Raw genomic sequence first — 16,459 nt, forward strand, 5'->3', positions numbered from 1 at the left:
GCCCTAAGGCCCGAGCGCGATATGCACGGTCACCGGCATACCCTGACGCAAGCGCTCGTCCGGATTGCGGATGAAGACCCTGAGCCGGTAGACGAGCTGGGTACGAAGTTCCGTCGTCTCGACCGTCTTGGGCGTGAACTCGGCGGTCGGCGAGACGAATCCGACCCAACCGTCGTACAGGCGACCAGGGTCGCCGTCGCTGCTGACCTTCACTTCGAGGCCCGGATGGACGCGGCCGAGGTCGGGCTCGCCGATATAGGCGCGCACCCAGACCTTGTCGGTCAGCGACAGCGTGTAGACCGGATTGGTCGCGCTCGCCATGGTCCCGGGTTCGACGATGCGGCTCAGGATGATGCCGTTTGCTGGCGCCTTGAGTTCCGTCTCGGCCAGACGCCGTTGCGCCAACGCCAGGAGGGACTCCTCGGCACGCAACGTGGCCTTGGCCTCGTCGATATCTTCCTGGCGCGGGCCGATATCGGTGAGGCGCGAGACTTGCGTGGCGACCTTGAGGCGCGCCCGCGCCATGTCGTCGGCCGCCTTGGTCTCCTCGTAGATCTCGCGTGATACGCCGCCGCTTTTCAGCAGTTCGGTTCGGCGCGTCAGGAGAAGATCGGCATTGACCAGATCGGCTTGGGCCGACTCGACAGAGGCGCGATCGCGGGCGATCTCCTCGGGCCGGCTGCCGGTGACAAGGCGTTGCACCGCCGCGCGCTGGGCATCGACGCGGGCTTGGCTGAGCGAAACGAGATCGGCGTAGGTCTGCGGTTCGATGCGCGCCAGGAGCTCGCCCGTCGTGACATGGTCGCCTTCTTCCTTGCGCATCTCGATGACGCGGCCGATGTCGTTGAAGGCGAGGTCGACCTGGCGGATATCGATGTTGCCGTAGAGCGTCAGGACAGTGGGCGGTTGCCGAGGCCATTCACGCCAGGCGACAGCCGCAACGGCCGCGAGCACGAGGAGGCTCAGGAACAGCGTGCCCCAACGACGTTGCGTCTTCGTCATACCCGGTACTCACTTGCAGGATGGGTTGTGCAAAGCTATGCAAGCACACGACCGCCTGCATTGACCAGCGTCAATCCAGGCGGAGGTATGGTCGCCCGCACTGCTTCGCCGGCAACAGCGCGATCAAGGGGGCGCGCGGAACCGCTAGCGCAAGGGCTGGCCGGGAGCCGGCGGCGAGTTTGGCAGCATGCGGTCTGCGGCCTTGAAAAAGCAGCGCGCGCTTTCGATGAGCTCGCCGTCCGTCGGATGATCCATCGGTTCGACCGCGACGAGACTGTCCTTGAGCGCGGGCTCGTGCGCCTCGACATGATGCAGGAAGTCGTTCTTGGCATAACCTGGCCCGACCAGAAGCCACTCGGTCGCGCCATCGAGCACCTGGGCGATCTCCTTGAAGAAGTCCTGGTCGGAGTGCGCATGTCCAGCCCCGATGGCACCGGCCTTGTGGTGGACCTTGCGATAGGGATTGTGCGCCCGGATACGCTCATGGTGCACGTCGTCGGGGTCGAAGCGGAAGATGTGCGCTTCCTTGAAATCAAGCCAGACAACGGCATGGCTATGCGGCATCGAACTCTCCTGACCAGGTTCAGCAGCAGCTAAAGTCCTTTGCTGACGCTTGCGGAGCATTGATTCAGGTCAAGGTACCAGGGCGCCTATCTTTCCCGTCGGTACAGGAAGCAGTTGTCAGCGCGCGGCATCTCGATGCGATCGTAGAAACTGACCGCTGTCGGCGCCGCCAGAAGCAGCGTCGTGGTCAGTGCTCCACCGGCCTGGGTCCGCGTTTCCTCGATCAGGCGCTTGCCGATGCCTTGTCCCTGACAGGCCTTGTCGACAGCCAGATCGGAAAGGTAGCAGCAGTAACAGAAGTCGGTCAGCGAGCGGGCGAAACCGACCAGCCGGCCGTCCTGCCGCGCCGTCACGATGAGATTGGCGTGGGCAAGCATGCGCTCGATGCGACCACGATCCGCGATCGGCCGGTTGAGGCCGGACTTCCTGACGATGTCGATATAGTCGTCCGCGGCGAGGTAATCCTCGCGGGCATAGACCGTGGTCATGAGGTCAACCATCTCCTGAGCACCTGATTCAATTCGTCCGGTTTCTCGAGCGGCGACATGTGTCCGCATTGCTCGAGGACGACCAGGCGTGCGTTGGCAATGTCCGCCGCCATTTCCTGGGAGCGCGACAGCGGTGTCATCTGGTCCTGACGGCCGACGACCACCACGGTCGGAATGTCGATTTGCGCCAGCAGCGGCCGGCTGTCGGGGCGCGCCATGATGGCCGTTTGCTCGCGCACGAATCCTTCGGCCCCCACCTCCTGAGCCATGTCGAGGATCGGCTGCACGACATCCATGTCCTTGAGACGCGCCGGATGTACGATCATCGGCAGCAGCGAGGGTTGTACGCCGCGAAAGCGACCGATCCTGGTCTGGTCGATGAAGCCGCGGCGGCGAGCCGTGGCGTCGGGCGAATCCGGCGAGGCCTGGGTATCGATCAGGGCCAACCTCTCCACACGCTCCCGTGCTTGCCGAAGGATCTCAAAGGCGACATAGCCGCCCATCGAGAAACCCGCCACGGCGAAGCGCTGCGGCGTCAGGGCCAATGCTGCCTGTGCCATTGCCGGGATGGAATCGTAGAGGTGGAGTTCCGGCACCACGATGTCCGCAACGTCTCCGAGGTCGGCGATCTGGCGCTCGAACAGGCGGGCCGTATTCAGCAGCCCCGGCAGCAGCACAAGAGTCGGACGCGGCATCTCAGACCTGGATCTGGTTGCCGAGCTCGATGGCGCGGTTGGGCGGGATGCGGAAGAAGGTCTTGGATGCCGAGGCGGTGTGCGAGAGCGAGATGAAGAAGTCGCGACGCCAGCGACCAAGCCTGGAGCGCTGGGCCGGCACCAGGGTCTCGCGACCCAGGAAAAAGCTGGTTTCCATTTCGTCGTAGGCGATGCCATGCGGCCGGCAGGCGCGCAAGGCCGCCGGCACGTCCGGCTGCTCCATGAAGCCGTAGCGCGCCTTGACCGAGTAGAAGCCCTTGCCCAACCGTTCGACTTCGACGCGCTTGCTGTCGGGAACGCGCGGCACGTCCATCGTATCGACCTCGAGAACGATGACACGCTCGTGCAGGATCTTGTTGTGCTTGAGGTTGTGCAGGAAGGCAGGAGGTGTCGTGGAGGCATCGGCGGTAAGGAATACGGCGGTGCCGGCGACGCGATCCGGCACCCGTTCCATCCGATCGAGGAACTGGTCGAGCGGCAGCGCGCTTTCCACCAATTCGGCGCCAACCAGTTCGCGGCCACGGCGCCACGTGGTGATCGTGTAGAAGATGAGGCCCGCGACCAGCAGGGGCAGCCATCCACCTTCAGGAATCTTGAGCGCATTGGCGACGAAGAAGGCCAGATCGGGTATGGCCAGAGCGCCGAATACCAGGGCGGCAACAGGCCAGCGCCAACGCCATACGAGTATCGCCACCACCAGGGCGAGGGTGGCGTCCACCAGCATGGCGCCGGTGACGGCAAGGCCATAGGCACCGGCCAGCCGATCCGATGAACCGAAACCGATCACGAGGGCCACGATCGCAGCCATCAGCAGCCAGTTCACGCGCGGCAGGTAGATCTGGCCGATTTCCGTCTCCGATGTGTGCTTGATCTCCATGCGCGGCAGATAGCCGAGCTGGATGGCCTGTCGCGTCAGCGAGAACACACCGGAGATGACGGCTTGCGAGGCGATCACCGTGGCCAATGCCGACAACGCCACCAGGGCGACGATCATGTCCTGCGGCACCAGCTTGAAGAAGACTTGCTTGACGACGCTGGGGTCGTCGAGGATCAGGGCTCCCTGCCCGAAATAATTGAGCATGAGACCGGGAAGCACGATCGCAAGCCACGCCAGGCGGATCGGCCTGCGGCCGAAGTGACCCATGTCCGCGTAGAGCGCTTCGGCACCGGTGACGGCCAGAACGATGGAGCCGAACGCCCAGAAGATCCCCAGTCCACGATCGGCGATCAGCTCGAGGCCGTAGATCGGATTGAGGGCCAACAGGACGGCAGGATGCCGAATGATCTGCCAGAGTCCCAGCACGCCCAGCACGCCGAACCAGATCAGCATGACGGGGCCGAACAATCGTCCCACGCCGGCCGTGCCGCGCGCTTGAAGAATGAACAACAGGACGAGAATGAGCAGCGAGAGTGGAACGACGTAGGCGCTGAACCCAGGCTCGACGGCGGAAAGGCCTTCGACCGCGCTCATGACGGATATGGCTGGCGTGATCACCGCATCGCCATAGAACAGCGACAGGCCGATCACGGCCACCGCCGTGATCAGGCGACGGAGCCGCCGTGTGCCGCCTTCGATGTTAACGTTGCGGCCAGCCAGTCCTTGCGAGGCGAGTGTCGCAAGGGCGAGCACACCGCCTTCGCCTTTGTTGTCGGCGCGCATGATCAGCGTCACGTACTTGATGGTGACGGTGAGGGTGACCGCCCAGAACAGGATCGACAGGACCCCCAGCACATGCTCGGCCGAGGGGCGCATGCCGGAGCCGTGCACGAAGGTTTCGCGCAGCGTGTAGAGCGGACTTGTGCCGATGTCCCCGAAGACCACGCCGAGCGCGCCCACGACCATGGCGGCTGCAGCGCCTTTGGGAGCTGGCGGTGACAGCGATACACCGTTCGAATCGGCTGCAGGCGCTGATGGCGGCAGGCCGGACGGTGGCGAAGGACGAGGATCGTCGGGCGTCATGATGCAACCCTCCGCTCTTGTCAGCGCCAGCCCAGGGCCGTCAACGCCGTCGTGTAAAGGCGGTTGCTGCTGCTCGTCCCGACCTCGACAGGCGGTTCGACCGGCTCCGTGCCTGCTCCGGCAAGTCGTTCGCTGTGCACGTCGAAGAAACCTCAATCGCGGTGGTGGCTTTGTCCGGGACGCCGGTGTCGTTGTTGCAGCACGGAGAGAGACACACTAGCGTTCGCCGTCCGCGTAGAAAACTTTTTCAAGGGAGTGAGCAATGAAGCTCTATTACATGCCGGGTGCCTGCTCGATCGGCATCCATGTTCTTCTCGAGGAGATCGGCAAGCCGTACGACGTGTATAAGGTCGATGGGCAGAAGCAGGAGCAGTACGGGCCCGATTTCGTGAAGATCAATCCGAAATCCAAGGTGCCGACGCTGGTACGTGACGACGGCTCGGTCCTGACCGAATTCCCGGCGATTGCGACATGGCTCGCCCGCAAGAACCCGGACAAGGCGCTGCTGCCTGCCGATGCGGATGCCGAGGCACGCGTGCTCGAGGCGATGGATTACGTCGTCTCGACCATGCACATGCAGGGCTTCTCGCGCATGTTCCGTCCTGGCAATTATGCGCCGAGCGAAGCTGACCACGACAAGGTCAAGGCACGGGGCAAGGAGATCATGGAGAAGGGCCTCGCGCTGATGGACAAGGCGCTCGAGGGCAAGGAGTACGTCGCGGGCAAGTTCTCGATCGCCGATGCGGCGCTCTTCTATGTCGAGTTCTGGGCGGCCGCGCGCATGAAGATGACACTGCCCAAGAATTGCGCCGCGCATTATGAGCGGATGAAGGCTCGGCCTGCCGTGAAGCGGGTTCTGGAGCAGGAGGGATTGGCTCAAGCCGCCTAGCATTTCGGTCGGGATCGCGGACCTTTCGGTCCGCGATCCAGAACCCATGGCACTTCCCGCTGCTCTCAGGTCGCGGCTGCGACTTCCCTTGATCGCCGCGCCGATGTTTCTGGTATCGGGGCCGGCGCTGGTGAAGGCGGCATGTCGCGCCCGCATCATCGGTTCGTTTCCGACCGCCAACTGCCGTACGGTCGAAGAGCTCGACCGTTGGCTGGCCGAGATGCAAGAGGACCAGAACCGGGCTGCCGATGAGACTGGGGCCATGCCGGCGCCGTTCTGTCCCAATCTGATCGTGCATCGCTCCAATCCGCGCCTGGCCGACGACCTCGCCGCCGTGTTGCGCGCAAGGGCCGAACTGGTGATCACCAGCGTCGGTTCGCCCGAACCCGTCGTGAAGCCGCTGAAGGAAGCCGGTTGCCTCGTGCTGGCCGATGTGGCGTCGGTGCGACATGCGGAGCGTGCCGTCGCCGCCGGCGTCGACGGGCTGGTGTTGCTGACGGCTGGCGCCGGGGGCCAGACGGGCTGGGCCAATCCCTTTGCCTTCGTCCGTGCCGTCAGGGCTTTCTGGAAGGGCATCGTGGTCATGGCTGGCGGCATGTCGGACGGTCATGCGATCGCCGCCGCCGAGACGCTGGGCTGCGATCTCGCTTACATGGGCACCAAGTTCATCGCCACGACCGAAAGCCTGGCGAAGGATGCCTACAAGACCATGCTGGTGAACAGCCGACTGGATGACGTGCTGCTGACGCGCGCCTTCACCGGCCTCGAAACCAATATGCTCCGGCCGTCGATCGTCGCTGCCGGTCTCGATCCCGAGCATCTGCCGGTGCGCGGCGCCATCGATATCGCCAAGGATATCAATGCCGCCGAACGCGCGAAGCCAGAGGCGAAGCGCTGGCGAGACATCTGGAGCGCGGGCCATACGGTTTCCGGCGTGGCCGATGTGCCATCGGTTGCCACGCTGGTCGAGCGCACGGCCCGCGAATACGAGGCGGCGAAGCGGCCGGGATCAGTGCAGGTGATATAGGCCGCAGGCGAAGCCGAATTCTGCCGGCTTGATGAGCTGCGCGCTGGCGACCCGGACGCGGTGGAGCTTGCCTTCGAGGTTGCGCTCCCAAAAGTCGAGGAATTTGCTCAGGTTTGGAAAGCGGGGAGCAAGATCGAGGTTCTGCCAGATATAGCTCTGCAGAACGTGCTTATGATCGGGCATCCAGTAGAGAATTTCGGCGGTCGTTATGCGGTAGTTGTTAAGCTGCGCGACGAAAGAACGATCCATCGAGTCACTCCTTGACACGACAAACACAACACAATAGTCACGCGTTCTTAACGAAAAACCAATAAAAATCGTTCCATATCAATGGATTAGCAGCAATCACATGAGATTGCTGCTAGTGCGAAACGACTTTCGGAACCTTTTTGCCTTCGCCTTGACTCGAACAACCCACGATCCTAAATCCGGTGCGCCGTTGGCACTCACCACATGAGAGTGCTGATAGGTCGAATTCGCGGTCGTTGCTCGACCGTGTAAGCGAAACCAGGGATATGGAGGCAACAGCATGAAGTTCCGTCCGCTTCACGATCGCGTCGTGGTCAAGCGCGTCGCGGAGGAAGAGAAGACCAAGGGCGGCATCATTATTCCGGACACGGCCAAGGAAAAGCCGATGGAAGGCGAAGTCATCGCCGTCGGTCCGGGTGCCCGCGACGAGAAGGGCACGCTCGTCCCGCTCGACGTCAAGGCTGGCGACCGCATCCTCTTCGGCAAGTGGTCCGGCACTGAGATCAAGCTCGACGGCGTCGAGTATCTGATCATGAAGGAAAGCGACATCATGGGAATCGTCGAAGGTTCCCCGGCAGCCAGCAAGAAGGCCGCCTGATCGCTTCCCGTCATCGACACAATCAAACACATCCATCCAAGAGGGATTGAACAATGGCAGCCAAGGAAGTCCGCTTTAGCGGCGACGCCCGCCAGCGCATGCTGCGCGGTGTCGACATTCTCGCCGACGCGGTCAAGGTGACCCTGGGCCCGAAGGGCCGTAACGTCGTGCTCGACAAGAGCTTCGGCGCCCCGCGCATCACCAAGGACGGCGTGACCGTCGCCAAGGAGATCGAGCTCTCCGACAAGTTCGAGAACATGGGCGCCCAGATGGTGCGCGAAGTGGCCTCGAAGACCAACGACATCGCCGGTGACGGCACGACGACGGCGACCGTGCTCGCCCAGGCGATCGTGCGCGAGGGCGTGAAGTCGGTCGCGGCCGGCATGAACCCGATGGACCTCAAGCGCGGCATCGACCTCGCGGTCGAGGCGGCTGTCGAGGAGATCAAGGGCCGGGCCAAGAAGATCACCGGCACCGACGAGGTCGCGCAGGTCGGCACCATCTCGGCCAACGGCGACAAGTCGATCGGCAAGATGATCGCCGAGGCGATGAAGAAGGTCGGCAACGAGGGCGTGATCACGGTCGAAGAGGCCAAGAGCCTCGAGACCGAGCTGGATGTCGTGGAAGGCATGCAGTTCGATCGCGGCTATCTCTCGCCGTACTTCATCACCAACGCCGACAAGATGATCGCCGAGCTCGACAGCCCGTACATCCTGCTGTTCGAGAAGAAGCTCTCGGGCCTGCAGGCGATGCTGCCGGTTCTCGAGGCGGTCGTGCAGTCGGGCAAGCCGCTGCTGATCATCGCCGAGGACGTCGAGGGCGAGGCCCTGGCGACCCTGGTCGTGAACAAGCTGCGTGGCGGCCTCAAGATCGCTGCCGTCAAGGCGCCGGGCTTCGGTGATCGCCGCAAGGCGATGCTCGAGGACATGGCGATCCTGACCGGCGGTCAGCTGATCTCCGAGGACCTCGGCATCAAGCTCGAGAACGTGACGCTCGACATGCTCGGCAAGGCCAAGAAGGTCATCGTCGAGAAGGAGAACACCACGATCGTCGACGGCGCTGGCAAGAAGGCGGACCTCGAGGGCCGCATCAGCCAGATCCGCGCGCAGATCGAGGAGACCACCTCGGACTACGACCGTGAAAAGCTCCAGGAGCGCCTGGCCAAGCTCGCGGGCGGTGTTGCGATCATCAAGGTCGGCGGCGCCACCGAGGTCGAGGTGAAGGAGAAGAAGGATCGCGTTGATGACGCGATGCACGCCACCAAGGCGGCCGTGGAAGAGGGCATCGTCGCCGGCGGCGGCTCTGCTCTGCTCTACGCCACCCGTGCGCTCGACAAGATCCGCACCGCCAACGACGACCAGAAGGTCGGTGTCGAGATCGTGCGTCGCGCGCTGCAGGCGCCGGTCCGTCAGATCGCCGAGAACGCCGGCTTCGACGGCGCGGTGGTCGCGGGCAAGATGCTCGACCAGAAGGACGCCAGCTTCGGCTTCGACGCCCAGAAGGGCGACTATGTCGACATGGTGAAGGCGGGCATCATCGACCCCGTCAAGGTCGTGCGCACCGCGCTGCAGGATGCCGCTTCGGTGGCTGGCCTGCTGGTGACCACCGAGGCGATGGTTGCCGAGAAGCCGGAGAAGAAGGCGCCGATGATGCCGCCGGGCGGCGATGGCGGAATGGGCGGCATGGACTTCTAAGTCCGTCCGTTTTCGAAAATGCGGAAAGGCCGGGAGCGATCCCGGCCTTTTCTTTTTGCTTCTTTCCAGGCCATCCTTGGCGTCCGGGACGATGGGGAAAATGACGGCCTATCCAGTTTCGATCAAAGGCGTGCTGATCGACGGCGGCTGCGTGCTGCTGCTGCGCAACGCGCGCGGCGAGTGGGATCTGCCGGGTGGGCGGCCCGATACCGGGGAGGATTTCCCGGCGGCCTTGAAGCGGGAAGTGTGCGAGGAGACCGGGCTCGATGTCGAGGTCGGGCCAAAGGTCGACGAGCATCTTTTCGAGGTGATACCTGGCGCCGTCGTGCGCATCGTCGCCTACGCCTGCCGGCTGACCAGTGGCCCTGCGATGCGGCTCAGCCATGAGCATCTCGAGGCGCGCTGGATCCCTGTTGCCGAGCTGGGAGAGAGGATCGCCGGCTACAGGCTGCCGGCGGGCTATCTTGGCGCTATACGCCAGGCGATTTCCCAACCGCCTGTACCCAGCGACCGCGTGGTCTGAACCTTCAGGAAGCGGTCGCAGGCGGCGGCCGCGCCCAGCCACAGCTCGTTCCAGGCGTCGAACGCTTTCAACGGATCGGCAAGCAGGAGCTCGCGCGCAATGCGCCATCCCGTGGCTTTCACTGTGACAGCGTCATCCGCATCGATCACCTCGATCTCCTCACCCTGTGCGACCAAGATGGTGGCGAGCCAGCGCGCAAACAGACGGGCGCTCTGCAGGTCGCCGCGTTCGAGGTCGGTCGGCAGGTCCATGTCGCGCGCCGTTTCCTCGTGGAATTGCAACCCCACCAGATGCGCGACGCGGCCGAGTTCCTTCCGGGCGTCGTCCGGCCCCAGCAAGTCCTGCAGTGTCGGTAGAATGGTGCGCAGATACTCGACCGCGTAGGCGCGGAACGTCTTGAGTCGTCGTTCCTCGGGCCAGCTTGCCGTCTCGAGCTTGGGCTGGCTGGCCCAGTCGATGCGCGGCATTCGCTCCTCGCCATAAGCGAAGCGCACCCGCTCTTCCTGCTTCAGCGGGCGATCGTACTCGTAGTAATAGCCTTCGAGGCCCGGCAGGCCGTCCACCGTCATGCCGGTGCAGACGAAGCCGAGATTAGGCTTTCCCAGTGACTGGCCGTTATGGCCGTGCCAGCCGTGCAGCATCGCCGCCGATACCGAATGGGGAATGGCGGCAATAGCCGTCCCGCGCCAGATCCAGCGAGGCGGCGGATAGCGCACCCAGGCCTTGCGATCACTCTCGCGCAGATAGCCAGTCTTCACGCCGCCGAGCGCATTGGAGTGATAATGATACAATGCGCAGGCTGGGGCCGGCGGCTCGTCCGCCAGGCCGAGCTTCTTCAGGCCGGGCAGGAACTTCTCCAAATGCTGACGGCGGAAATGCCGGAACACATAGTCCCGCGCCGTCTCTTCGCCACGCCGGGTCACGAGGCCCAGCACCAGCGACGTCATCAGCGCGTTGTAGAGCGTTCCGACGGCCCGGTAGGCGGCGAGCTCAGCCGTTGTGGCCATCGACCAGGATCGCCTTCGACTTCCCGGCTTTCAGGCGCATGTCGAGAAGCGGCTTGTAGTGGTCGGAATGGTAGAATTCCTCCGCCTTCTCGAAACTCGGAAATTCGATCACCACGACTCGCGACGGGGTCCAGCCACCCTCGAGCGTCCTGGTCTTGCCGCCGCGGACGATGAACTTGCCGCCGAACTTGGCGATCGCGCCCGGCGTGTGCTTGCGGTATTCGGTCATCAGCGCCTCGTCGGTCGTTTCGACTTCGACGATCATATAGGCGGCCATCGCTTCCTCCTCGTTAGCCGGTTTCCATCGGCAGGCTTTCGTCGTTCGACCATTCCTGCATGGAGTTGTCGTACACCGAGACGTTCTTGTGGCCGAGAATCGCTGTCAGCACAAACGCATCGAGCGTGGCGGCGATGCCGCCGCCGCAATAGACCAGCAGCCGCTTGTCCGGTGCGGCGCCGATGCCCTCGAACGCGGTGCGCAGCGCGGCGATCGGCTTCAGGGTCTTGTCCGGGCCGAACAGGCTCGCCGCCGGCACGCAGGAGGATCCGGCGATGCGGCCGGGCCGGCCATAGGTGACGCCGCCACTGCCTTTGTGCTGTTCCTGGCTCAGCGCGTTGATGGTGAGGGTGTCCGGCCTGCCGATCGCGGCCTTCACCTCTTCCTTGCCGACGAAGATCTCCGGCCGGGCACGCAATGTCAGTGTCGCTGGCGGATAGACGGACGGCGTGTCCGACAGCGGGCGGTTCTCCGCTCGCCATTTGTCGAGACCGCCATCGAGGATGACGGCATCATCGAAGCCGATGGTGCGCAGCATCCACCAGATGCGCGTCGCCCAGACCGGCGAAGCGTGGCTGTAGAGCACCACGAACGTGCCGTGCCCGATGCCCTTGGCAGCGAAGGCGCGGGTCAGCTCCTCGAGTGGAGGCAGCGTGAAGCGCAGCGGCGATTTCTTGTCGGACAGGTCGGCGGCGAGGTCGAGATAGGCCGCCCCTGGAACATGGCCGTTGTCGTAATTGGCGCGTCCGCTCTCGGCGATATAGCGCCCATCAGGCCCGGGTTTCAGGTAGGTCGTGCAATCGAAGATCCGAAGCGCGGGCGCGCCCAGGCGGCGCGCGAGGTCTTCGGTGGAGATCAGGGCAGCGGAATCTGTCATCAGGCTCTCCCGGAGGCGGGGGAGCCGAGACTAGCCGGTGACGCGCGTCACCGCGACGATCACGCGATGCGGATCAGATCGTCTTCTGCGGCAGCGGCGGGACCGCAACCGACTGGGACTGCGACGCGCCGCTGGCCGCAGGCGCCGGTTCGGAGGCGGGGGCCAACTGCTGCGAAGAGCTCGGCTGCTTGGCCGCGGCGACCTTCTTCGTCGGCTTGTGGGGAGTCTTGGTGGCGTGCGCCGTATGGGTGGCGCGCTTCTGGCAGGCCGCCTTGGCGCTATCGCTCTTCAGCGCGCTGCAGGAGCTGGCCGTGCTCTTGTGCTTGGTGGTCTTCGTGGCGGGCGTCGGCGTTGCCGTGGGGGCTGCCGCCGGATCATCCTGGGCGAAGGACGGGGCGGCGAACGCGACCGCAGTCACCGCCATCAGGCTGGCGAACAATAGACGCATGCGAACATCTCCTGGGCCGCTTCGGATAGGGGGAGCGGTGCGGCCTCGTTTGGACAAAAAATATTATTTTATTTACGTCTGTTGTGTCAAATTCTTAATCTTCTACGAAAAGTACGCAGTTGCAGGCTATCCTTGACGTCGCCGCGCCGATCTTCGCGGTCATTCTCGCCGGTTACCTCGCCGGGCGCTTCCGCCTGCTCGGTCCGGAAGCGACGACGGCATTGAATGCCTTCGTCAGCATCTTCGCGCTGCCCCTTCTTTTCTTCGGGACGCTGGCGCGCACGCCGGTCGGGTCGGTCCTGAATCCTGCCTTGCTCGCCGGCTTCGGTCTGGTCGTGCTGGCGACCTTCGCGCTGGGCATGCTGTCGACCCGCATGGCGAGCCGGGGACGGGCCGGCCTGGCGGGCATGAGCCTGCAGGGGATCGCGGCCTCCTGGGGCAATGTCGGTTATATGGGCGTGCCTCTCTGCCTTGCTGCTTTCGGGGAGGCTGGTCTGCCGCCGGCCATGCTCTCTGTCATCGTCACGGCCATCATCTCGATGGTGTTCGGTGTGATGATGATCGAACTCGAGGTGGCGGCCGGCCATGGACCAGTAAAGACCTTCCTGCGTGCGGCCTGGAACGTCGCCCGCAATCCGCTGCCGCTGTCGATTGGACTTGGCCTCGTCGCTTCCGCAGTCGACCTGCCGATCCCGGTGCCGGCCGCGAAGTTCGTCGATCTCCTGGGCGCTGCTGCGGCACCCTGTGCCTTGTTCGCCATCGGGCTGTTCCTGGCCGACAAGTCGATCAAGCAGGGACTGCTCGAGGCGGGACTGGCGACGCTGATCAAGCTCCTGCTCCAGCCGCTGCTGGCCGCCTTGCTGCTGCCCTTCTTCGTCGATCTGCAGTCGGTTCCCGGCAAGGTGGCGCTCATGATGGCGGCGCTGCCGACAGCGGCCAATGCTTTCGTGCTCGCCAAGCAGTTCGACATCTCTGTTGAGCAGAACACGGCGGCCGTGTTGTTATCGACCGCCTTCTCAGTGTTCACGGTATCGGCCGTGTTGGTTTGGCTGCGGGTCACCTGACCGAGGAGAGGATAGATGCTCCAGGAATTCAAGAAGTTCGCGATGCGCGGCAATGTCGTCGATCTCGCCATCGGCGTGATCATCGGTGCGGCCTTCGGCAAGATCGTCGACTCGCTGGTGAACGACGTCATCATGCCAGTGATCGGCCGCATCTTTGGCGGACTCGACTTCACCAACTACTTCATCGGTCTCACTCCGGCGTCGAGTCAGGCGTCGACCTACGACGCGGCCAGGAAGGCAGGTGCCACGCTCGGCTACGGCACCTTCATCACCGTGACGGTGAACTTCGTCATCATCGCCTGGGTGATGTTCCTGGTGGTGCGCGGCATGAATCGGCTGTTCAAGAAAGAGGAAGCCGCGCCTGCGCCGCCGGCTCCGCCAACCAGGCAGGAAGAGCTGCTGACGGAGATCCGCGATCTGTTGAAGGCGCGTGCCTAGCTCAAGAGGCGCTGTAGGTAGCGCACCGTCTTGGTGCCGCCCGGCAGCGTCGCCGCGCCGACCTCGGCGAATCCCAGCGTGGCATGGAAAGCGTCCGAGGCTGGGTTCGGCGGCTCGGCGTTCACTTCGCAGACGATCCGATCGTGGCCCGCCCGCGCGGCCTGGTCGAAAAGGTCGGCATAAAGACGCCGCGCATGGCCATGGCCGCGCGCCTCCGGCGCTACGACGATGCGGTCGACATAGACGAAGCGGCTGTAGCGTGCGCGGAACCACAGGAAGTTCGGGTTGTCGTAGTCGGCATCCTGGTCGAAGGCGAGCAGGAAGGCGTCGATATCGCCGATGCTGCGCGTGAAGAAAGCGCATGCCAGCAGCTTCTTCAGGCGCGCGGCATCGAGCCAGGAAAGTTCCACGGCGTGGGCGTTGTTCAATTCAAGAAGACGTCCGTGATCGAGTTTCATGCGGCAAGTCTGTCGAGCGATAGCGCGTCGAGCCGGTGTGCCAGCGTCTCCGAAATGCGCGTGAGAGGCAGGCGGCATTCCGGCGACGTGATCAATCCCTGTCGCCACAAACAGTACTTGATCGGCATCGGGTTGGCCTCGGCGAAGAGCAACGGCACAAAGGAGGCGAGCGGTGCCCAGGCCCGGCGCGCACCGTCGAGATCGTTGCCGGCGAAGCATCGGCCGACCTCCACGAAGCGCTCGGTCATGAGATGGCTCGCCGCCAGGATACCGCCATCCGCCCCATTGGCCATCATGGTGAAGTAGAGTGCGTCTTCTCCGGTCAGGACCGAAAATCCCGCTGGCTTGCGTGCCAGCAGGTCGAGCGATTGGGCGATGCTGCCGCTGCTGTCCTTGACGCCGACGATGTTCGGCACCTTCGCCAGTTCGAGCAGCGAGTCGTTGGAGAGATTGACCGCGGTTCGATAGGGGATGTTGTAGATCAGCACGTCGCGATCGGTGGCCTCGGCGATGGCGCGGAAATGCGCGATCAGGCCGTCCTGGCTCGGCCGATTGTAGTAGGGGCAGACCGAGACGATGCCCTCGAACGGCAACCGCCTGAGCCGTTCCAGTGTCCGTTCGACCTTGCGCGTAGCATTGCCGCCGATGCCCACAAAGACCGGCACTCGACCGGCCGCAATGGCCAGCGTGCGCTCGATCAACGCCTCGACCTCGTCTTCGTCCAGTGTTGGCGATTCGCCCGTGGTTCCGAGCGGAAAAAGCCCGTCGGCACCGCAGGCGATGTAGTGCGCGACCAGGCGCTCGTAACTGGCAAAGTCGACGGCGCCATCCTTGAACGGCGTCACCAGAGGGACCCACAGGCCCGAGATCCTTGTGCTCATGAAGGCCAGATTAACCGCGCCAGAAAATAAGAATATCGAATGTTTTTGATATATCCGTTCACATTTGTTTATGTATTTCTCCATGGAACACAATCTCGACGTAGGCCTGTTGCGCGCTTTCCTGACGGTGGTCGAAACGGGCGGCGTCACGCGTGCGGCTGCCGTTCTGTCGGTCAGCCAGGCCGCGGTTTCACAGCAGGTCAAGCGCCTGGAGGAGGTTCTTGAATGCCGCATTTTCGAGCGGCAGGGCCGTCACCTGGTCCTTGCGCCTGCAGGTGAACGCCTGCTGGCCCAAGCCCGACGGCTGGTGGCGCAGAACGACGAACTGCTCGCGACGATGCGCACGCCGCCGTTCGAAGGCGAAGTACGGCTCGGCGTGCCCTACGACATCATCACGAGCATCGTGCCGGCAATCCTGCGTGGCTTCGCGAAGGCCCAGCCGCGCGTGCGCGTGAGCCTCGTATGCGAGGATTCGCGCGTCGTGCGCGAGGCGCTACGCCAGCCGATCGATCGAGGCGGCGTCGATCTCGCGCTGACGACCGAACTCGACTGCGGGCGCCACGGCGAGACCTTGCGAACCGATCGCCTGGTCTGGGTGGGCGCCGCCGGTGGTGACGCACATCTCAAGGACCCGCTGCCGGTATCGCTCGGGGCGCCGACTTGTGTCTTCCGACCGATCGCGATCGAGGCCCTGGGCAAGGCGCGACGGAACTGGCGCGCCGTCTGCGAGGTCAGTCGGCTGGAGCCGGTCCATGCCGTGCTCGAAGCCGGCCTCGCCGTCGCCCCGCTGTTGCGATCGTCAGTGCCGGACCGGTTCGAGATCCTGGGGCGAGACGCGAAACTGCCGCCATTGCCGGAATTCCGCATCAATCTGTATGTGCCACCGGGACTTAGCCCCGCCGCCCGCATCCTGGCCGAGCATGTGCGAGCAGCCTTTTCGGGACCCCGAAAGTCGCTTCACAACAATTGATACGATCCGGCGCTGTATGTATCGCGCCGCTGAAACTATCCTCGGCGCGTCGTTTGGAGATTTCGATGCGTACGATCCTCGGCTGGTCCGTAAAACTCTCGATCGCCGGGCTTTTGTACGTCGCTTTGAGTAGCGGGTCGGTGCATTTGCCGGAGACGGTGCTGGGATACAGGGTTCCGGACTCGGCACGTCAATGGGTCGATCGCAACGCACAGATCGCGGACTTCGGTCGCCAGACCCAGGCCAGCTTCAAGGGGTTGGCCGACGCGATCAAGTAGAGTTTGCCGAGGGGGCGTGCGGGCCCGGCCAACGGTCTCAGCGTCGTTGGT

21 protein-coding genes are annotated in these 16,459 nt (G+C 64.0%); 9 read left to right on the forward strand and 12 right to left on the reverse strand.

Translation table 11 applies throughout. From position 1 onward, the window contains the following. Positions 1 to 3 precede the first annotated feature (3 nt). From B5D62_RS26980 to B5D62_RS27000, 5 genes are all read right to left on the reverse strand, one after another. On the reverse strand, positions 4 to 1,002 hold the full coding sequence (locus B5D62_RS26980; RefSeq protein WP_085937161.1) for an HlyD family secretion protein: 999 nt from the start codon (positions 1,000 to 1,002) through the stop codon (positions 4 to 6). A 144-nt stretch (positions 1,003 to 1,146) separates the two neighbouring features. Beyond that, on the reverse strand, positions 1,147 to 1,566 hold the full coding sequence (locus B5D62_RS26985) for a eukaryotic release factor 1 family protein (RefSeq protein ID WP_085937162.1): 420 nt from the start codon (positions 1,564 to 1,566) through the stop codon (positions 1,147 to 1,149). Between the two features lie 86 nt (positions 1,567 to 1,652). After that, complete coding sequence (locus B5D62_RS26990) at positions 1,653 to 2,054, reverse strand: GNAT family N-acetyltransferase (protein ID WP_085937163.1); 402 nt, start codon at positions 2,052 to 2,054, stop codon at positions 1,653 to 1,655. Continuing rightward, positions 2,051 to 2,749: an alpha/beta fold hydrolase gene (locus B5D62_RS26995; RefSeq protein WP_085937164.1), complete on the reverse strand. Its 699-nt coding sequence runs from the start codon at positions 2,747 to 2,749 to the stop codon at positions 2,051 to 2,053. Before B5D62_RS26995 ends, B5D62_RS26990 begins: the two co-directional genes overlap by 4 nt. 1 nt (position 2,750) lies before the next feature. Then, positions 2,751 to 4,613: a potassium transporter Kup gene (locus B5D62_RS27000; protein ID WP_231714959.1), complete on the reverse strand. Its 1,863-nt coding sequence runs from the start codon at positions 4,611 to 4,613 to the stop codon at positions 2,751 to 2,753. Between the two features lie 379 nt (positions 4,614 to 4,992). On the opposite strand from B5D62_RS27000, the gene B5D62_RS27005 reads away from it, so the two are divergent. Continuing rightward, the gene (locus B5D62_RS27005; protein WP_085937166.1) at positions 4,993 to 5,619 is read left to right on the forward strand and encodes a glutathione S-transferase family protein; all 627 of its coding nucleotides are present in this window, start codon (positions 4,993 to 4,995) and stop codon (positions 5,617 to 5,619) included. 46 nt (positions 5,620 to 5,665) lie between these two features. Further along, the gene (locus tag B5D62_RS27010; protein ID WP_085937167.1) at positions 5,666 to 6,646 is read left to right on the forward strand and encodes an NAD(P)H-dependent flavin oxidoreductase; all 981 of its coding nucleotides are present in this window, start codon (positions 5,666 to 5,668) and stop codon (positions 6,644 to 6,646) included. Here the strand turns inward: B5D62_RS27010 and B5D62_RS27015 are convergent. Continuing rightward, positions 6,629 to 6,895: an usg protein gene (locus B5D62_RS27015; RefSeq protein WP_085937168.1), complete on the reverse strand. Its 267-nt coding sequence runs from the start codon at positions 6,893 to 6,895 to the stop codon at positions 6,629 to 6,631. The genes B5D62_RS27010 and B5D62_RS27015 overlap by 18 nt on opposite strands. Positions 6,896 to 7,175: 280 nt before the next feature. Here B5D62_RS27015 and groES point away from each other — a divergent pair, with 280 nt between their 5' ends. The 3 genes from groES to B5D62_RS27030 all read left to right on the forward strand — a co-directional run bounded on the left by groES (position 7,176) and on the right by B5D62_RS27030 (position 9,710). After that, positions 7,176 to 7,493 carry a co-chaperone GroES gene (gene groES, locus B5D62_RS27020; RefSeq protein ID WP_085937169.1) on the forward strand — a complete coding sequence of 106 codons (318 nt, stop codon included), beginning with the start codon at positions 7,176 to 7,178 and terminating at the stop codon, positions 7,491 to 7,493. 53 nt (positions 7,494 to 7,546) lie between these two features. After that, positions 7,547 to 9,187 (forward strand): chaperonin GroEL, encoded by a 1,641-nt coding sequence (gene groL, locus B5D62_RS27025; RefSeq protein ID WP_085937170.1) that lies wholly within the window; start codon positions 7,547 to 7,549, stop codon positions 9,185 to 9,187. 100 nt (positions 9,188 to 9,287) lie between these two features. Next, entirely contained in the window at positions 9,288 to 9,710 is a 423-nt protein-coding gene (locus tag B5D62_RS27030) for an NUDIX hydrolase (RefSeq protein ID WP_139374113.1), read from the forward strand. On the opposite strand, the gene B5D62_RS27035 is transcribed toward B5D62_RS27030, so the two are convergent. From B5D62_RS27035 to B5D62_RS27050, 4 genes are all read right to left on the reverse strand, one after another. Continuing rightward, on the reverse strand, positions 9,647 to 10,717 hold the full coding sequence (locus tag B5D62_RS27035; RefSeq protein WP_085937172.1) for a hypothetical protein: 1,071 nt from the start codon (positions 10,715 to 10,717) through the stop codon (positions 9,647 to 9,649). The two genes, B5D62_RS27030 and B5D62_RS27035, sit on opposite strands and share 64 nt — an antisense overlap. Then, complete coding sequence (locus tag B5D62_RS27040; protein WP_085937173.1) at positions 10,701 to 10,994, reverse strand: DUF1330 domain-containing protein; 294 nt, start codon at positions 10,992 to 10,994, stop codon at positions 10,701 to 10,703. Before B5D62_RS27040 ends, B5D62_RS27035 begins: the two co-directional genes overlap by 17 nt. Positions 10,995 to 11,007: 13 nt before the next feature. Further along, positions 11,008 to 11,871: a sulfurtransferase gene (locus tag B5D62_RS27045; protein WP_085937174.1), complete on the reverse strand. Its 864-nt coding sequence runs from the start codon at positions 11,869 to 11,871 to the stop codon at positions 11,008 to 11,010. Between the two features lie 73 nt (positions 11,872 to 11,944). After that, positions 11,945 to 12,319 carry a hypothetical protein gene (locus B5D62_RS27050; protein WP_085937175.1) on the reverse strand — a complete coding sequence of 125 codons (375 nt, stop codon included), beginning with the start codon at positions 12,317 to 12,319 and terminating at the stop codon, positions 11,945 to 11,947. Between the two features lie 119 nt (positions 12,320 to 12,438). Between B5D62_RS27050 and B5D62_RS27055 the strand changes: the two genes are divergently transcribed. Together B5D62_RS27055 and mscL are read left to right on the forward strand one after the other, a co-directional pair. Then, positions 12,439 to 13,383, forward strand: coding sequence for an AEC family transporter (locus B5D62_RS27055; RefSeq protein ID WP_085937176.1), 945 nt, complete (start codon positions 12,439 to 12,441; stop codon positions 13,381 to 13,383). 15 nt (positions 13,384 to 13,398) lie between these two features. After that, positions 13,399 to 13,821 (forward strand): large conductance mechanosensitive channel protein MscL, encoded by a 423-nt coding sequence (mscL, locus tag B5D62_RS27060; protein WP_085937177.1) that lies wholly within the window; start codon positions 13,399 to 13,401, stop codon positions 13,819 to 13,821. On the opposite strand, the gene B5D62_RS27065 is transcribed toward mscL, so the two are convergent. Together B5D62_RS27065 and dapA are read right to left on the reverse strand one after the other, a co-directional pair. Then, positions 13,818 to 14,279 (reverse strand): GNAT family N-acetyltransferase, encoded by a 462-nt coding sequence (locus B5D62_RS27065; protein WP_139374114.1) that lies wholly within the window; start codon positions 14,277 to 14,279, stop codon positions 13,818 to 13,820. The genes mscL and B5D62_RS27065 overlap by 4 nt on opposite strands. Beyond that, on the reverse strand, positions 14,276 to 15,160 hold the full coding sequence (gene dapA, locus B5D62_RS27070) for a 4-hydroxy-tetrahydrodipicolinate synthase (RefSeq protein WP_085937179.1): 885 nt from the start codon (positions 15,158 to 15,160) through the stop codon (positions 14,276 to 14,278). The genes B5D62_RS27065 and dapA overlap by 4 nt, the downstream gene beginning before the upstream one ends. An 82-nt stretch (positions 15,161 to 15,242) precedes the next feature. On the opposite strand from dapA, the gene B5D62_RS27075 reads away from it, so the two are divergent. Together B5D62_RS27075 and B5D62_RS27080 are read left to right on the forward strand one after the other, a co-directional pair. Next, complete coding sequence (locus tag B5D62_RS27075; protein WP_170921158.1) at positions 15,243 to 16,130, forward strand: LysR family transcriptional regulator; 888 nt, start codon at positions 15,243 to 15,245, stop codon at positions 16,128 to 16,130. Positions 16,131 to 16,195: 65 nt separating this feature from the next. Continuing rightward, the gene (locus tag B5D62_RS27080; protein WP_085937181.1) at positions 16,196 to 16,408 is read left to right on the forward strand and encodes a hypothetical protein; all 213 of its coding nucleotides are present in this window, start codon (positions 16,196 to 16,198) and stop codon (positions 16,406 to 16,408) included. Positions 16,409 to 16,459: the final 51 nt, after the last annotated feature.

Source organism: Enhydrobacter aerosaccus (assembly GCF_900167455.1).
Taxonomy (GTDB): Bacteria; Pseudomonadota; Alphaproteobacteria; order Reyranellales; family Reyranellaceae; genus Reyranella; species Reyranella aerosaccus.

What these genes read in the sequence shown, in the direction of transcription:
- B5D62_RS27030 (WP_139374113.1), top strand. Translation starts at nt 9,288, where the DNA reads ATGACGGCCTATCCAGTTTCGATCAAAGGCGTGCTGATCGACGGCGGC.
- B5D62_RS27000 (WP_231714959.1), bottom strand. Translation starts at nt 4,613, where the DNA reads ATGGTCGTGGGCGCGCTCGGCGTGGTCTTCGGGGACATCGGCACAAGT.
- B5D62_RS27050 (WP_085937175.1), bottom strand. Translation starts at nt 12,319, where the DNA reads ATGCGTCTATTGTTCGCCAGCCTGATGGCGGTGACTGCGGTCGCGTTC.
- groL (WP_085937170.1), top strand. Translation starts at nt 7,547, where the DNA reads ATGGCAGCCAAGGAAGTCCGCTTTAGCGGCGACGCCCGCCAGCGCATG.
- B5D62_RS26980 (WP_085937161.1), bottom strand. Translation starts at nt 1,002, where the DNA reads ATGACGAAGACGCAACGTCGTTGGGGCACGCTGTTCCTGAGCCTCCTC.
- B5D62_RS27040 (WP_085937173.1), bottom strand. Translation starts at nt 10,994, where the DNA reads ATGGCCGCCTATATGATCGTCGAAGTCGAAACGACCGACGAGGCGCTG.
- B5D62_RS26990 (WP_085937163.1), bottom strand. Translation starts at nt 2,054, where the DNA reads ATGACCACGGTCTATGCCCGCGAGGATTACCTCGCCGCGGACGACTAT.
- B5D62_RS27015 (WP_085937168.1), bottom strand. Translation starts at nt 6,895, where the DNA reads ATGGATCGTTCTTTCGTCGCGCAGCTTAACAACTACCGCATAACGACC.
- B5D62_RS27005 (WP_085937166.1), top strand. Translation starts at nt 4,993, where the DNA reads ATGAAGCTCTATTACATGCCGGGTGCCTGCTCGATCGGCATCCATGTT.
- B5D62_RS27010 (WP_085937167.1), top strand. Translation starts at nt 5,666, where the DNA reads ATGGCACTTCCCGCTGCTCTCAGGTCGCGGCTGCGACTTCCCTTGATC.
- B5D62_RS26995 (WP_085937164.1), bottom strand. Translation starts at nt 2,749, where the DNA reads ATGCCGCGTCCGACTCTTGTGCTGCTGCCGGGGCTGCTGAATACGGCC.
- B5D62_RS26985 (WP_085937162.1), bottom strand. Translation starts at nt 1,566, where the DNA reads ATGCCGCATAGCCATGCCGTTGTCTGGCTTGATTTCAAGGAAGCGCAC.
- B5D62_RS27075 (WP_170921158.1), top strand. Translation starts at nt 15,243, where the DNA reads ATGGAACACAATCTCGACGTAGGCCTGTTGCGCGCTTTCCTGACGGTG.
- mscL (WP_085937177.1), top strand. Translation starts at nt 13,399, where the DNA reads ATGCTCCAGGAATTCAAGAAGTTCGCGATGCGCGGCAATGTCGTCGAT.
- dapA (WP_085937179.1), bottom strand. Translation starts at nt 15,160, where the DNA reads ATGAGCACAAGGATCTCGGGCCTGTGGGTCCCTCTGGTGACGCCGTTC.
- B5D62_RS27035 (WP_085937172.1), bottom strand. Translation starts at nt 10,717, where the DNA reads ATGGCCACAACGGCTGAGCTCGCCGCCTACCGGGCCGTCGGAACGCTC.
- B5D62_RS27065 (WP_139374114.1), bottom strand. Translation starts at nt 14,279, where the DNA reads ATGAAACTCGATCACGGACGTCTTCTTGAATTGAACAACGCCCACGCC.
- B5D62_RS27045 (WP_085937174.1), bottom strand. Translation starts at nt 11,871, where the DNA reads ATGACAGATTCCGCTGCCCTGATCTCCACCGAAGACCTCGCGCGCCGC.
- groES (WP_085937169.1), top strand. Translation starts at nt 7,176, where the DNA reads ATGAAGTTCCGTCCGCTTCACGATCGCGTCGTGGTCAAGCGCGTCGCG.
- B5D62_RS27080 (WP_085937181.1), top strand. Translation starts at nt 16,196, where the DNA reads ATGCGTACGATCCTCGGCTGGTCCGTAAAACTCTCGATCGCCGGGCTT.